A 15,358-nucleotide genomic window follows, 5' to 3' on the forward strand; every position below is an offset into this window, starting at 1 on the left:
TTTTTACTCTTACATAAATTCTGCCAATTTGAAACACTTTTGATTTCAAGACATTGTTTTAAATTTTAAATGGAGTAAAAATAAATGGAAAGAATATTGTTTTTAAAAGGTTCAGCTTTAGGTTCTGTGGTGGCTTTTTTTAAGTTCAAATTTAAGTGCTGCTATGCTTAAGGATAAGGATTTTCTAGGTTTTAAAGTTGTTGATGCAAGCACACAAGATAAAGTTATAGCACCACAAGGTTATGAAGCAAGGGTTTTAATTTCTTGAGATGATCCACTTTTTAGCAAAGCAAAACCTTATGATAAAAATAAAATCATCGATATGAATGCGGTTAAAAATGCTCATTTGGTTTTTTGGAGATAATGATGATGGTATGAATTTTTTCCACTTTCAAAAAACAGAGGAATTTTAGCCGTTAATAATGAATATATAAATCCTGAAATCATATTTAATCATCATGGTAAAAATTAAGCAAAGAAGATATTTTTTTATATGAGCAAGCTAGTGTGGGTGTGAGTATCTTAGAAATCGAAAAAAAGATGATGATTGGACTGTTTTTAGACTCTAAGTATAACCACAGAATCGATGTAAACACTAAAATGCAAGTAAGTGAGCAGCTAAAAAAGAAGTTTTAAAAAATGAAAAATTTATTCATGGAACTTTTGCAAATTATGCAAATGGACAAATACCTTAGGGAGCTTATATCACCTGTGAAGAAAATTTTGACGATTTTTTGGAAGTTCAGATGAAAATCTAGAATTTAATGATGCCTTTAAGCGCTATGGATTTAACAAAACTAGTCTTTATGGATGGGAAAAATTTGATGAAAGATTCGATTGAGCTAAAAATATCGATGAAGCCAATCGTTTTGGTTGGATAGTGGAAATCAATCCTTTTGATGCAAAAAGCACACCTGTTAAAAGAACTTCTTTAGGGCGTTTTAAACATGAAAATGCAGAAATTATCGTAGAAAAAGATGGTTCTGTTATAGTTTATATGGGTGATGATGAGATGAATGAATTTATTTATAAATTTGTTAGCAAACATAAATACAAAAAAGGTGCTGATACAAGTAAAATTTTAGATGAAGGCACTTTGTATGTAGGACAGTTTAACGGCAATGTGGGAGATTTTAAAGGACAGAGAAAATGGATAGCCTTAGAATATGGCAAAAACGACCTAGATGAAAAAAATGGTTTTAAGTCTCAAGCTCAAGTACTCATCAATACGCGTCTTGCCGCAAGCATTGTAGGTGCAACTCCCATGGATAGATGTGAATGGATAGCAAGCCATAGACAAAGTGGTTCTAAAGAGGTATTTGCAACACTAACGAACAACAAAAATCGCCAAAAACCTAATGCAGCAAATCCAAGAACTAAAAATGTTTATGGACAAATTTTAAAATGGATGCCAAGAAATTCTCATAAAGACGATGATTTTACTTGGGAAATTTTTGCTCTTGCTGGAAATCCTGATAACCAACAAGGCTTATATAAAGGCTCAAATAATATTACAAGTGAAAATAAATTTAATTCTCCTGATGGACTTAAATTTGATAGAGATGGAAGACTTTGGATACAAATAGATGGATCTTATTCTAATAAAGATGAATACGAAGGCATGGGAAATCAGACGCTTTTTAACAGGACCTATTGCTTGTGAATTAACAGGGATTGCTTTTAGTGAGGATTATACTACAATGTTTGTAGGCATACAACATCCAGGAGAAGGTTTAAAAGGTAGTACTTTTCCTTATGGAAAAACGCCAAGATCGAGTGTAATGATGATAAGAAAACTTGATGGTGGAGTGATAGGAAGCTAAATAAAAATAAAGTTGCTTTTAGCAACTTTATAAAATCTTAATGCAAGCTTTCTATATAAGCCATAGCACTTAATGCAGCTACAGCTCCATCACCTGCAGCACAAATCACTTGCTTAGGTGCATCTTTTCTAAGATCTCCTGCGGCAAAAAGTCCAGCAACACTAGTTTGCATTTTAAGATCAACACTTACTTGCCCACCTTCTTCCATATTGCATAAAAACTTACCATCGTCTTGTTTTAAAATTTCATTTCTTACATTAAGACCAACAAAAGTAAAAATTCCTGGAACATTTAAATCTCTAATACTACCATCTTTTAATTTTACTTTTATACCAGTAACACCCATTTTATCACCATATACTTCATCTACACTTGCACTAGTAATGAGTTCTATTTTTTCATTTTTCTTAACTTTTTCTACTGTAGATGGAGCTGCTCTAAACTCATCTCTGCGGTGGATAAGATAAACCTTAGAACAAATATTTGCTAGATACAAAGCTTCTTCTAAAGCCGTATCTCCACCACCTAAAACTGCAACTTCTTTATTTTTATAAAAAAATCCATCACAAGTTGCACAAGTGCTTACACCTTTTCCAAAAAATTCATCTTCGCCTTTAAAACCTGCTCTTTTTGGAGCTGAACCTGTACAAACTATCACAGCTTTAGTAAGTTCTGTTTTACCACCTTCTAATTTGATGGTAAAACTTCCATCACTATTTTTTAAAATTTGTTCTACTCCAACCATTTCATGTTTTAAACCAAAGCGCATACATTGTTCATTCCAAGGAGCCATAAAAGAAATTCCATCCATAACTTGGGCTACACCTGGATAATTTTCTATTTCAGAACTTGAGGTAATTTGTCCGCCAGGCATACCTTTTTCAAACATTACTACATTCTTAAGACCACCTCTAGTTGCATAAAGTCCGGCACTAAGTCCAGCAGGACCTCCACCTATGATTGCTACATCTAACATTTACATTTCCTTTATATTGAATTTTATTATTAATAATGATATAAAAATTATTCTTAATAGTAGTTAATAAAAATTATTATTTAGTATAAATTTGAAATTTTTAAGAAGAAGGCTAGTTATACTAGCCTTTAGTTTATAGTAAAGAGTTTAGTTTATCACTAATTGCTTGTTTAGATTGTGCACCAACGAGTTGATCTACAACTTCACCATTTTTAAAGAAAATAAGCGTAGGAATAGAGCGAACACCAAATTCAGCTGCTAAATCACCTTGTTCATCTGTGTTTACTTTGCAAATTTTAGCTTTACCATCAAAGTCATTTGCAAGTTCATCAATAACTGGAGCAAGCATTCTACAAGGTCCGCACCATGGAGCCCAAAAATCAACTAAAGCTACACCTTCTTTTGCTTGAGCAAAATTATCACTTGTTAATTCAATATATTTTCCCATAATTTTTCCTTTCTTTAATTTTTGTCTAATTGTATTTTATTTTTTTAAATATCAGCTTAAAAACTTATATTTTCGCAAAATTGTATCATATCATTTTTAATGCAAATCAGATCAATCTGAAAATCCGATGAAATTCCATTTTTAAGATGATAAAATTCTATAGTTTTTAAAATTTTTTCAAGTTTTTTTCTATCCAAACGCTCGGAAACTTCATAATTATTTTGAGTAAATTTAACCTCTATAAAATGTAAAATTTCATCTTTTTGGGCTATTATATCAATTTCCCCAAATTTAGAATGGAAATTTCTTTTTAAAATTTCAAAGCCTTGTTTTTTTAAAAATTTACAAGCCTTATCTTCACCTAAAATTCCATCTAAATAAGCTTTTACACCCATTATTCTATACGCATCATAAAAGGCTTGGTTTTTATAAAATCTTGTTTGCGTAAAATTTCAAGCAAATTTTGTATGCTTTTTTCATAAGTTAAATGCGTAGTAAAAAATAAAGTACTGTAATTTTCATCATTTTTTTTAGGTTTTTGTAAAAAACTATCGATAGAAATATTATTTTCACTCATCAATTGTGTGATTTTAGATAAAATCCCTATTTTATCTTCAACTTTCACCCTTAAATAATATTTTGTATAAATTTCATCTTTGCTTAAAAGCTCGTATTCTAAAGTATTCACAAAACCAAGCATTGGTGCTTTTACCTGATCTCTTGCTATATCCATAAGATCTGAAATCACAGCACTTGCAGTAGCCTCTCCTCCTGCTCCTGCCCCATAATACAAACTTTCACCCAATAAATCTCCATTAATACTTATAGCATTCATCACTCCATCGACTTTTGCAAGCATTTTTTCTTTATCTATCATAGTAGGATGCACTCTTAATTCTACTTTATCTTCACGCACCTTGGCTATACCTAAAAGTTTTATGGTAAATTCAAACTCATTAGCAAAATACATGTCTTCAGGCGCAATTTCGCTAATACCCTCGATCAAAATATCTTCAGGTTTAGCTTTAAGATTATAAGCGATACTTGATAAAACAAGCAGTTTATGAGCTGCATCTTGTCCTTCTATGTCAAAAGTTGGATCAGCTTCTGCATAGCCTAAATTTTGAGCTATTTGTAAGGCTTGTTTAAAACTCATATTTTTTTGACTCATAGAACTTAAAATATAATTACTTGTACCATTTAAAATCCCTTTTATAGCCAAAATATTATTTGCACTTAAACCTTCTTTTAAAACCTTTATAATAGGAATTCCTCCAGCCACACTTGCTTCATAACCAAAGGCTAAATTTTTAGCCAAATTTTCAAGTTCATAACGATGATAAGCAAGCATAGCTTTATTTGCAGTAACAACGGCTTTTTTCTTTTTTAAAATTTCACTCACTATTTTAAAAGCTTCATCCACTCCACCCATTAACTCCACAAAAACATCTACATCAGCATTTAAAATTTCTTCAACGCTATGAGTAATTGGAATTAAAGCGTTTTTTTTAGGACTTCTAGCAAGAGCGATCACAGGAGTTATGCTTTGCCCACATCTCGCACGAATAAGTTTATTGTTTTCTAAAAGAAATTTAACCACTGCACTTCCAACAGTGCCATAACCAAGAATTGCTACTTTCATAACTTACTCTTTTAAATATTTTTTGATATTGCGTGCAGCTTGGCGTATGCGATTTTCATTTTCAATTAAAGCAATTCTTACATACTCATCACCTGCTTCGCTAAAACCTACCCCAGGACTTACTGCAACACTAGCACGCTGTAAAAGTTGCTTTGAAAATTCTAAACTTTTTAAATGTCTTTTGCTTTCAGGGAGTTTTGCCCAAACAAACATACTTGCTCTTGGTTTTTGAAGTTTCCAGCCTGCATTTTCAAAAGCTTCAAGTAAAATGTGCATTCTTTTATCATAAGTTGCACGGATTTCATCCACGCAAGTTTGATCTCCATCTAAAGCTATGGTAGCTGCTACTTGAATAGGTGTATACATACCATAATCAAACCAAGATTTTATTTTTTTAAGCGCGCTGACTAAGCGTTTATTTCCCGCTACAAAACCCACACGCCAGCCTGCCATATTATAAGATTTTGAAAGAGTGTAAGTTTCTACCGCTACATCTTTTGCACCTTCAATTTGCAAAATAGAAGGAGTTTTATAGTCATCATAAGTTAAATCTGCATAAGCAATATCTGAAATAATATAAAATCTTTCTTTTTTTGCCATTGTTATTAATCTTTCATAAAAACTTTTCTCACAAGTTACTGTTGTTGGATTATGCGGGAAATTAACAACGACATATTTTGGACGCGGGATGCTTTCATTTAAAGTTTTATGTAAATTTTCAAAAAATTGATTTTCATCAAGCTCAAATTTTTCATTATAAGCTAAAGGCATTTTTGCTACATTGCCTCCTGCTATAATAAAAGCTTGAGTATGTATAGGATAAGCAGGAGTTGGCACAATAGCAACATCTCCAGGATTTATAATCGCTCTTGCAAGATTTACAAAACCCTCTTTTGAACCCATGGTAGCTACAACTTCATTTTCAGGATCTAAATTGACATTATATTTTCTTTTATACCAATTACAAATTGCTAAGCGAAGTTTATAAATCCCCATGGATGTAGAATATCCCGAGGTTTTATCTTTGTTAGCGCTTTCACAAAGTTTATCTATAATGTGTTGTGGAGTTTTACCATCGGGATTTCCCATTGAAAAGTCGATGATATCCTCTCCAGCACGTCTTGCTGCCATTTTTATCGCATTTACTTCTGCGAAAACATAATTTGGAAGTCTTTCTATGGTATTAAAACGGATTTCATCAAACATTTCTTAATCCTTTATTTTTTAAGTGTGATTTTTAAACCCCTGCGTATATTATCTAAACTATACATATCGCTTACAATAGCATATATAGCACCATTTGGAATAAGTTCTGAAAAATGATTATTTTTATTTTCGCTTTTTACTGCTTTAATTAGATTTAGATTTTTATCTAAAAAGAAGATTTTAGGAAACCAATTGTCTAAATCATTTGCATCAATAATCAAATTTGTAGCATTTTTTAAATCAAGCACATAGTCTTTAAGGGGTTTTTCTAATGATTTTGGAGTATTTAAATTAACATTTGTATTGGTTTTTAATACAGCATTGGAAAAATTTAAATCATATTCATAGTCATATGCCCCAATACGTTTAATATTATTTATATAGACAGAATTTTCTTTTAAGAGATTGTAAAGCGTTCCAGGATCTAAAACATATTGGGATTCTACTTGTATGGTATAGTCAATATTTCCTTCTCTTAAAATCAAATCTGTAGGGATAAAATATATATATCCAGCATCTGTTAAAACATCGGATAAAATTTTAAAAAACATAACTTCATCAGCTTTTGCTTTAAAATTTAGTCTTAGACTTTGAGGATTTGATAGTGTTAAGGCAATTAAAGAATTGGTTTTTAATATTTGAGATATTTTTGCAATATCACAATTTCCATTATTATCTATGTAAGAATTATTTGAAAATAATAATTCTAGTTGAGAATTTTTACTAGGATTGTTTACTAAATTTTTTGCCAAATCAAGACTTGAGATTGCAAAAGATATATTAACATAAAGAGTAAGAATAATAATTTTTTTTACCATTCTTTACCTTTATTTAATTTTGCAAATTCAGCAGCTGAAATACTTGTAATTTTTCCATCTTTAATCAAGAAACGTTTTGAAATTCCTGCAGGAAATTTTTGTTCTTTATTTTCTTGATCAAACATTGTTAAAGCTGCAGCTCCTGTTAAAATTAACTGATCTTTATCTAAAGAAATATTAAAATCTTTTTCTTTAACAAAGCTTGTTTTTTTAAGGCTTTTTAAATCTATCAAACCTATCCAAATCTTGGTAGAGGTTTTAAAATGTGCTTCTTTTAAAGAATCAGTTTTTGGTGTATTTATGTCTTCTTGGATTTGGGTATTTTTTTCTTCATCGAGTAAGGTTGTGTTATTTTCACTGATATTATTTTCTATGCTTATGTTTTTATCATTTTCTTGTAACGAGATGTTTTGGCTTGGTAAAACGCTCTCTGTTTGATTTGTTTCTTGTGCTTTATTGTTGTCTATAACAACAACATTATTTCCACCTAAAGATTTTAAATTTTCTTGTGCTTGTCCTATGATATCTATAACTGTTGTGCTAGTATTATTTTGTTCATCTTTGAAAAAAGTTTTAAGTGTATCAAAATAATAAATTCCACTTCCTATAATCACTAAAACAATAAGAACAATCAAAAAAGGCCAAGCATTAGAGGATTTTTGACTATAAGCATCTAGTTTTGGGGTTATCATTTTTGATTTTGTTTGTGGAGTAGGATTGTTTTCGTTAAGATAAGCTTCATACTCTTCATTAAAATCACTAAAGTCGAGTTCGTATTCTCTGCTTAAAATTTTAACAAAACCTTTAACATTAAAACGACTTAAAACAGCAAAATTCTTTTCTGCTAAAGCTTCAAGAAAATCAAGTTCAATTTGCGTTTTTGCTGCAACTTCTTTTAAATTTAATTCTTGTATTTTTTTCCAATTAAGCATTTAACATCCTATCACAAAGTATTGCAAAAGCAGCGCTGACATTAAGACTATCAAAATTATTTTTCATCGCAATGCCCACACATTCATCGCATTTTTTTACAATTTTAGAGCTTAAACCAAAACCCTCACTACCCAAAACTAAAACTTTTTTACCATTGCTTATTTTTACACTGTGAATTTCTTTTCCCGAGCCATCGCTCGCATAAAAATAAAAACCCACTTGTTTTAGTTCATTTATTACACTTAAAGCATCGTTGCTTATCACAATAGGTAAATCAAGAGCCGCTCCGCTGCTTGTGCGAATTACTCCTTCCATGGCTAATTTTTCACCAATAAAAATTAAAGCCCCAACCCCTAAAGCATAAGCTGTACGCGTGATAGCCCCTATATTTCCTACATCGCTAATTCCATAAAGCATAACAATAAAATCATTTTTTTTAATCTCATTTAAATTCGCAAAAGAACTTTCTTTAATATCTAGCAAAAAACCTTGATGATTTCCACCTTTCGCATAAGCTTGAGCAGTTTTAAAATCAAGTTTTTTGATTTTAAAACCTGATTTTGCGATTTTGGAAAAAGTAGTTTTATCACATTCTTTTGCTAAATAAAGCTCATTGATATAGTCTTTATGATATTCTAAAATATAAAAAAATATTTGCTTCCCATAAACTATCATATTAAAATTTTACCTAATCTTGACTTAAAAGCAGTTTTTGATAAATTTCTTTTGCATTTTTTCCATTGAACTTTGATAATAATTTTGCTTTTGCTTTTAAAGGCAGCTCTAAATCCATAATATCTTTTTCACAAAGAGTATTTTGCAAAAAATTTTGTTCTTTTGATTGCAGTACTACAACCCATTCGCCGTTTAAATTAGACTTTTTTAAAATTTCAAAAAGCTCTTTGGCATTGCCTTTAAATTTATTTTCAAATTTTTTACTGATTTCTTTAATCAAAAAAATTTCTCTTTGGCTGTCTAGAATCATAATTTGTTCTATCAAAGATAAAATACGCTTGGGGGATTCGTAAATAATACTTGGATAAGGAAAGTTTAAAATTTTTTCTATATCTTTTTGTCTTTCTTTGCCTTTATTTGCTAAAAAACCAATAAAGATAAATTCTTTTTGACAAAATGCTGAGCTTGCAAGAGCAACTAAGGCTGCATTTGCACCTGGTAAAATTTCATAGGTGATATTATTTTCTTGTGCAAATTCTACCAAAGCCTTTCCAGGGTCGCTAATCCCTGGCATTCCTGCATCGCTTAAATAAGCTACATTTTTTTCAAATATCTTTAAATCAATACTTGCTAAAACTTCTTTTTCATTATGGGAGTGTAAGGCTATAAATTTAGAAATATGTATATCAGTGTGAAATTTGGTATTTAATAACGAAATCAAAGACTTACTTACTCTTGTATCTTCGCAAAACACAAGATCGCAAGTCTTTAAAAGTTCTAAGGCTCTAAAAGAAATATCGCTTAAATTTCCTATGGGAGTAGGAATAAAATAAAGCATAATTATTGCATTGCGTATTTTTTCTTAAATTTCTCTACACGACCTGCAGCATCTACAATTTTTTCACTACCTGTAAAAAAAGGATGGCAATTTGAACAAATATCTACTCTTAATTCTGCTTTGTTTGACTTTGTTGTAAAAGTATTTCCACAAGCACAACTTACTTTGCATTCTATATATTCTGGGTGAATTTCTTTTTTCATTAGTTTTCCTTAAAAATTAAAACAATAAGCCGTGATTATAAATTATTTAACATAAAAAAGAGATTAATTTAAGAAAAGTTAAAGCAAAATTTTTGAAGCTATAGCTATAATAGCTGTTTGACTTTTTAGAATATTAGAGCTTTTAAGAGAGATTTTCCGGTTAAACAATAATCTCTCATCATTGTTAAATCCACCTTCAGGACCTATAAAATATAATTCTTTTTCATCGAAATGACTTTGTTGTTCTCCTTGAAAATCAACCATAATTGCATTTGGAAATTTTTGAACAAATTCTTGAGTGCTTTGGTGGATAATTAAATCCATTTTAGTATTTCTACCGCATTGTTCACAAGAAGAAATAATGATTTTTTCAAATCTTTCTAAATCGATTTTAAAATTTCTTTGTGAAAAATTTGTAAAAACCAAATGTAACTTTTTTACTCCAAGTTCATTTAAGAAAGGTAGAGTTTTTTCTAAAATTTTAATATCTATAATGGCTAAGGCTAAGTTTAATTCACTTTGTTTTATATTTTGTGATTTTTTGTTTAAAAATTTTAAAGTGCAAGAATTTCTTGTTAAATTTGTGATTGTATAGTTGTAAAGAAAATTATCTTGTAAATTTCTAAGATTTAGCTCCGAATTTTCCTTTACTCTTCTTACTTTTAAATGGTTAAAGTTTTCACCTTGAAGTTGTATAAACTCTTCTCCAGCTTGCTTGTTATACAAAAATTGCATTTTATAGATATCTTTCTATTAAAAAAGGCAAAAACAATAAAAAAATTTCAAAAGGTAAAATCAAACAACTAATCCATCTAAAAGTGGCATATTTTCTAAATCTTCTTGCTTTTTTAAAACAAACAAAGTGAAAAATTGCTAAGGCAAAAATTAAGATCCAAGAAAAAATCATTACCCAGATATTGACATTCATTTGAAATTGTTTCATTGCTGATAACAAACAACCTGTAAAAATAATCAAAGCTAAAAATAAATAATAAATTGGTAAAAATAATCGTATTCTGCGAATAAAAATGAATTCGGTTTTAAAATTTCCTTGTGTTAGTATAAGATAAAAAAGCATTAAAAAACCGCTCGCATAAAGACTATAAAGATGTAAAGCTAAAAAGAATTCGTAACTTTGATCCATTATTTTCCTTTGTTTATAAAATCAGCTAAATTTTGAATTTGTTCATCACTTAAAAAACTATGGTTTTTATCTTTTATCGTTTTTATTTTTTGTATAAAAATTTTATTGCTCAAGGTTTTAATGGCCGTGCTGTTTTTAGGTTTTAATTCCCCTTTTTCTCCATGACAAGTGGCGCATTTTTGTTTATATAAAGAGTTGATAATACTAGGATTGACTTCATGTTCATCATTTGAACTTTGTGCTTCATCATCTACAGGTAAAGGCAGGTTGGAGTCACTTAATTCTGTTTTTTCATCGTTTTGTTCTATTTGGACTACTTCTTGATCTGTATTTTGAGTCTTGGAAATATTTTTTTCATCATTAGAACAGGCAGATAAAACTAATAAAAAAAAACTTAAGGCAATTAAAATTTTAGCTTTTTGCATTAAATCTCCTTTGGATTTATAAAAATTTCTTCATTTTTTAATTTGTTATAAAAATCTATATCATTCCATTCTACTTTAATGCCATTGGAAAATTCTATGTCTTGAAGTGAAATTTTTGGCATTAGCTCACTATAGGCATCTTCTCTAAAACCTTGTGCATAGCCTGTTCTTGTTTCATGAACAATGATGCTTTGTAAAGTCACTCCTTGTTCTCCATTTACCATTTTTGTTTGTTTTAATAAAGCATCTATAAGTATGAAAAATACACGACAAAAATTTTCAGCACTTACATTAACAGGCAGGCAAATCCAACGACTTGAATATTTTTTCATTTCTTCTAAATATTTTGCGTCATCATATTTAAAAAGAGTGATAGCATGATCAAAACTATCAATAATTTGGCGTATATAGGTTTTTAAAAGTCCAAAATCATAGACCATTCCAGCATTATCTAAATATTTGCTTTCAAGTAAAACTTCAACTTTGTAAGAATGTCCATGAATGCTACTTTTGCAACGCTTAGAAGAACAAAATCTAACAATGTGTGCGTTTTCAAATTCAAATAATTTTCTTATAATCATACACCCTCTTTATCGTTCCAAAGACGAATATGAATTCTATCAGAATAATTATAACCATTCTTAATACAAAATTCAGCAATTTTTTGAGCATTTTTTTTAAGATTTTGCTCATTTTCACCCATAGGCATACAAAAAATTTGATTTGGAGCTTCTTTTAGAATTTCATTGATTTCTAAAAATGAATTATCAAGGGTATTGGCATTTAAAACAAATTTATAAAAACTATCTTTTGCGTAATTTTTAAATGCTTTTAAAGCTTTAAAATTTAATCGTTTATCTTTTTTTATCCCGCTATTTTGGAGTTTAACGCTTAAAGCAAAAATACATTCTTTGTAAAAAGGATATCTATCAAAATCAATTTCTATGCTTCCATTGCTTTCAAAGTGTATTTCGAATTTATTTTTTAATAACATTTGGATAAATTCTATAAATTCAGGATTTTCATAATGGATTAATGGCTCTCCACCTGTGATAACAACTATAGGATTAAAACCTTGTTTTAATTTTATCACTCTTTTTAAAAGTTCATTAGCATTTAAAGTTTCATAACTTTCTTTAAAATCTTTTGTGAAAACAGCTCTTATCGTGTCACATCCGATGAGAGTTTTATTGTTTTTTGATATTTTTACATTAAAACCTAAACAGTTGAAATTACAACCAGCAAAACGCATAAAAATAGCTAATTTTCCATTATATTTGCCTTCTCCTTGAATGCTTAAGAAACTTTCAACAAGTTGCAAAATTAACCTCCAGTTTGATAAAAAGCACGAGATGAGGTTTCATTATCAACAACACTCCATTTATTTTTTTCTGGTTTATTTCTTAATACTTCTTGTAATATTTCTACAGCGGCTTTAATATCACCTTTTCGAACCGCTTCTTTTATGCTTAATGCTTCATCAAAATAAAGGCAAGGTATTAACAAGCCTTCAGCACTTAAGCGTATGCGATTGCAAGAATCGCAAAATTCATGGCTATGAGGATCTATAATTCCAAATTCATAATCATCTGCCTTGTAAATACTCACAGGTGCTTTTTCATCTTTTTTTATAAGTTGAATTTGATATTTTTGACTCAAAATTTGTATAATTTCATCTCTTTTTAATCCTTGTAATTTACCATAAGCATGAGTATTTTCCATAAATTCTATAAAGCGAATTTGAGCTTTTTTTGATTTTGCAAATTCCAAAAGAGATATCAGTTCATCATCGTTTAAATTTTTAAGAGCTACAGTATTAAGTTTTACTTTCAAATCTAGATTTAAAGCTTCATCAATTCCAGATAAAACACTATCTAATACATCTTTTTGCGCAAGAGTTTTTGCTTTTTTGTGATCTAGGGTATCAAGTGAAATATTAAGTCGTTTAAGTCCAGCATTTTTTAGGTCTTTAGCAAAGTCTTTTAGTAAAAATCCATTTGTAGTTATAGCAAGGTCAATATCGCTTTTATAATCGCTAATCATTTTTATAAAAATACTTAAATCTTTTCTTAATAAAGGTTCTCCACCTGTTATACGGATTTTTTCAATTCCTTCGTCTATAGCTGCTTTAACAAATAAAAAAAGTTCTTCGAAGCTTAATAAATTTTCTTTTGGCTGATAATCGAAAGGAATTTTTGGCATACAATAAAGGCAGCGAAAGTTACATCTTTGTGTAACTGAAATTCTAAGATAATTTATCTTTCTACCGAATTGATCTATAAGCATTTATTTTCCATTCTATTTTATTAATTTCTTAAATTTTAAGACAAGTTCTACATTTCCAATGCCAATGCGTAAATCTTTAGCGATTTGTTCTATGCTTTTTCCTTCTTTGAAAAGATTTTCTATTTTTTGTTCTTCTGTATCGTAATTTGGAGTAAGTTTAGCCATGCTTTGTGCTTTTTGTTCCAAATTTAAAAGACGATTTTGTTGTTCATTTTGAAAATCTTCTATGATATGTTCCATAGTTTTTAGTGTTCTTAAAACAGGAGTGATTTTTGAACTGATTTGTTTATCAAGTTCAATCATAATTTCTTCTTTTAAAAGAGAGGTTTTATAGTCTTCATCCTCTTCGCTATCATCTTTAACTCCTAATTCTTTACGAAAATAATGAAGTTCTTTGGTAATATCTTCTATCACATTTTGAAGTTTTGCTATTTTTGCATTATTTTCTCTTTCTTTGATATTCATATAGGCTAGCATTGCAATTAAAAGCACAATTATAAAAACTAAATAAAGTACATCATCACTCATTCTTGGCCTTTCTTATTTCTTATCATATTTCTTTGAATTTCAACAACAAAAGCATCAAAAGCCATTTTGTCTTCAGGCTTAATTTTGATAATTTTTGCCAATGTTTGACTTTGAGCTTTGATAAAAATAGCTATTTTTTGATTATTTAAATCAAATCTTAAATAATATTCTTTATCTTCTTCTAAAATAGTATCCAAAAAATTTAGATATTCAAAATTTAAAGATTCTATTACCCCTTTTTGCTTAAGTGGTATAAGTTCTTTATTTTTATCTAAAGAATTTTCAAGCCTTAAAATATCTTCTTTTAGACTTAAAAGAAGATCAAAAATAATTTTTTCACCCTCATCAAAATCAATGCGTAAAGCAAGTTTTTTCCATTTTAAAATTTGAGAAATTGCTCCAAGTTTTAGGTATTCTCCAAGAAAACGGTTATTTTCTATTTCACAACATTCTAAATGAGCTTCAAATCCTGCTTTAAAAAGTGTTAATTCCATAATAAATCAATCCAAATAAAAATAAAAAAGATAATACTTAAATAACCATTTAGAGTAAAAAATGCTCTATCAATATGAGCAAAATTCTTGTGAACAATTTTATGTTCCAAGGCTAAAATAATACCGCTTATAATTACCCCAATAAGTGCTATTTTTCCAAGTGCTATACCCCAAACTTCCCATACAAAAAGAAGCCAAAATAATACCGCTAAAATATGACAAAAAGCTGATATAAATAAAGTAGCCTTTGAGCCAAATTTAGCAGGAATAGAGTGAAGTCCTACTTTTTTATCATACTCCATATCTTGCAAAGAATAAAGCAGATCAAACCCAGCTGTCCAAAAAGTTACACCTAAACATAAAATAACGCTATAAATGTGAATTTCACCCATAATTATAACACTTCCTGCAATAGGCGCAAGTCCTAAACAAAATCCTAAAACTAAATGCGCTAAAGAACTAAAGCGCTTAAAAGCTGAATAAATAGCCAATACAAAAAGCACAGGAAAAGACAAATAAAAGGCCAAGGTATTAATAAAATAAGAACATGATATAAAAATAAGTGCATTAATAATAATAAAAATCCATACACTTTTTCTACCTATTTTTCCACTGACATTAGGGCGATTTGCACAACGAGGATTATCCTTATCTATATCTTCATCCATTAAACGATTTGTAGCCATGGCAAAATTTCTTGCACTTACCACACAAATAATACCTAAAATCAATGCCTTAAAACCAAACCAAGCAGTGTCATTTGCAAGTTTTGATGCTACAATCATAGAGGAAAATAAAAAAGGCAAAGCAAAAATAGAATGTTTAAATACTACAAGTTCTAAAATATCTTTAAATTTTATCCAGAATGTGTTCATTTTTCTACTTTAAAATATTTTTTGCTATGATTTTACTAAAATTT

The 15,358-nt window shown here is 29.3% G+C and carries 19 protein-coding genes and 1 pseudogene; 1 reads left to right on the forward strand and 19 read right to left on the reverse strand.

Annotated elements, in window-relative coordinates:
• Positions 1-84 precede the first annotated feature (84 nt).
• Positions 85-1,823 (forward strand): annotated as a pseudogene (locus tag AJN70_RS02770) (PhoX family protein).
• Between the two features lie 37 nt (positions 1,824-1,860).
• Here the strand turns inward: AJN70_RS02770 and trxB are convergent.
• The 19 genes from trxB to mqnP form a co-directional block, all read right to left on the reverse strand.
• A complete protein-coding gene (trxB, locus tag AJN70_RS02775; RefSeq protein ID WP_070233491.1) occupies positions 1,861-2,799 on the reverse strand; it encodes a thioredoxin-disulfide reductase in 939 nt (312 codons plus the stop codon).
• 133 nt (positions 2,800-2,932) lie between these two features.
• A complete protein-coding gene (gene trxA, locus AJN70_RS02780) occupies positions 2,933-3,247 on the reverse strand; it encodes a thioredoxin (RefSeq protein WP_002778629.1) in 315 nt (104 codons plus the stop codon).
• A gap of 56 nt (positions 3,248-3,303) precedes the next feature.
• On the reverse strand, positions 3,304-3,642 hold the full coding sequence (locus AJN70_RS02785) for a YraN family protein (RefSeq protein ID WP_002860970.1): 339 nt from the start codon (positions 3,640-3,642) through the stop codon (positions 3,304-3,306).
• On the reverse strand, positions 3,642-4,889 hold the full coding sequence (locus AJN70_RS02790) for a homoserine dehydrogenase (protein ID WP_044779792.1): 1,248 nt from the start codon (positions 4,887-4,889) through the stop codon (positions 3,642-3,644). The genes AJN70_RS02785 and AJN70_RS02790 overlap by 1 nt, the downstream gene beginning before the upstream one ends.
• A 3-nt stretch (positions 4,890-4,892) precedes the next feature.
• On the reverse strand, positions 4,893-6,095 hold the full coding sequence (locus AJN70_RS02795) for an LL-diaminopimelate aminotransferase (RefSeq protein ID WP_070295474.1): 1,203 nt from the start codon (positions 6,093-6,095) through the stop codon (positions 4,893-4,895).
• An 11-nt stretch (positions 6,096-6,106) separates the two neighbouring features.
• Positions 6,107-6,913, reverse strand: a complete 807-nt coding sequence (locus AJN70_RS02800; RefSeq protein WP_044778707.1) for a hypothetical protein — start codon at positions 6,911-6,913, stop codon at positions 6,107-6,109.
• Entirely contained in the window at positions 6,907-7,845 is a 939-nt protein-coding gene (locus AJN70_RS02805) for a membrane protein (protein WP_044778708.1), read from the reverse strand. Before AJN70_RS02805 ends, AJN70_RS02800 begins: the two co-directional genes overlap by 7 nt.
• Positions 7,838-8,521 carry a 23S rRNA (guanosine(2251)-2'-O)-methyltransferase RlmB gene (gene rlmB, locus AJN70_RS02810; RefSeq protein WP_070210175.1) on the reverse strand — a complete coding sequence of 228 codons (684 nt, stop codon included), beginning with the start codon at positions 8,519-8,521 and terminating at the stop codon, positions 7,838-7,840. Before rlmB ends, AJN70_RS02805 begins: the two co-directional genes overlap by 8 nt.
• Before the next feature lie 13 nt (positions 8,522-8,534).
• A complete protein-coding gene (gene rsmI / locus AJN70_RS02815) occupies positions 8,535-9,359 on the reverse strand; it encodes a 16S rRNA (cytidine(1402)-2'-O)-methyltransferase (RefSeq protein ID WP_070233487.1) in 825 nt (274 codons plus the stop codon).
• A 2-nt stretch (positions 9,360-9,361) separates the two neighbouring features.
• Complete coding sequence (rpmE, locus tag AJN70_RS02820; protein ID WP_002860655.1) at positions 9,362-9,562, reverse strand: 50S ribosomal protein L31; 201 nt, start codon at positions 9,560-9,562, stop codon at positions 9,362-9,364.
• Positions 9,563-9,640: 78 nt separating this feature from the next.
• Entirely contained in the window at positions 9,641-10,297 is a 657-nt protein-coding gene (locus tag AJN70_RS02825) for a 16S rRNA (uracil(1498)-N(3))-methyltransferase (protein ID WP_002851903.1), read from the reverse strand.
• Position 10,298: 1 nt separating this feature from the next.
• A complete protein-coding gene (locus tag AJN70_RS02830; protein ID WP_002851635.1) occupies positions 10,299-10,706 on the reverse strand; it encodes a membrane protein in 408 nt (135 codons plus the stop codon).
• A complete protein-coding gene (locus AJN70_RS02835; RefSeq protein ID WP_002851842.1) occupies positions 10,706-11,131 on the reverse strand; it encodes a c-type cytochrome in 426 nt (141 codons plus the stop codon). The genes AJN70_RS02830 and AJN70_RS02835 overlap by 1 nt, the downstream gene beginning before the upstream one ends.
• Positions 11,131-11,712, reverse strand: a complete 582-nt coding sequence (locus AJN70_RS02840) for a 6-pyruvoyl trahydropterin synthase family protein (protein WP_002851757.1) — start codon at positions 11,710-11,712, stop codon at positions 11,131-11,133. The genes AJN70_RS02835 and AJN70_RS02840 overlap by 1 nt, the downstream gene beginning before the upstream one ends.
• Positions 11,709-12,452 carry a 7-carboxy-7-deazaguanine synthase QueE gene (locus AJN70_RS02845; protein WP_070295475.1) on the reverse strand — a complete coding sequence of 248 codons (744 nt, stop codon included), beginning with the start codon at positions 12,450-12,452 and terminating at the stop codon, positions 11,709-11,711. Before AJN70_RS02845 ends, AJN70_RS02840 begins: the two co-directional genes overlap by 4 nt.
• 2 nt (positions 12,453-12,454) lie before the next feature.
• The gene (moaA, locus tag AJN70_RS02850; RefSeq protein ID WP_002868437.1) at positions 12,455-13,417 is read right to left on the reverse strand and encodes a GTP 3',8-cyclase MoaA; all 963 of its coding nucleotides are present in this window, start codon (positions 13,415-13,417) and stop codon (positions 12,455-12,457) included.
• Positions 13,418-13,429: 12 nt separating this feature from the next.
• A complete protein-coding gene (locus tag AJN70_RS02855; RefSeq protein ID WP_002882149.1) occupies positions 13,430-13,945 on the reverse strand; it encodes a DUF6115 domain-containing protein in 516 nt (171 codons plus the stop codon).
• Positions 13,942-14,439: a hypothetical protein gene (locus AJN70_RS02860; RefSeq protein ID WP_002854663.1), complete on the reverse strand. Its 498-nt coding sequence runs from the start codon at positions 14,437-14,439 to the stop codon at positions 13,942-13,944. Before AJN70_RS02860 ends, AJN70_RS02855 begins: the two co-directional genes overlap by 4 nt.
• Positions 14,430-15,314 carry a menaquinone biosynthesis prenyltransferase MqnP gene (gene mqnP, locus AJN70_RS02865; protein WP_070210599.1) on the reverse strand — a complete coding sequence of 295 codons (885 nt, stop codon included), beginning with the start codon at positions 15,312-15,314 and terminating at the stop codon, positions 14,430-14,432. The genes AJN70_RS02860 and mqnP overlap by 10 nt, the downstream gene beginning before the upstream one ends.
• Positions 15,315-15,358: the final 44 nt, after the last annotated feature.

Source organism: Campylobacter sp. BCW_4341 (assembly GCF_001764255.1).
Classification (GTDB): Bacteria; Campylobacterota; Campylobacteria; order Campylobacterales; family Campylobacteraceae; genus Campylobacter_D; species Campylobacter_D jejuni.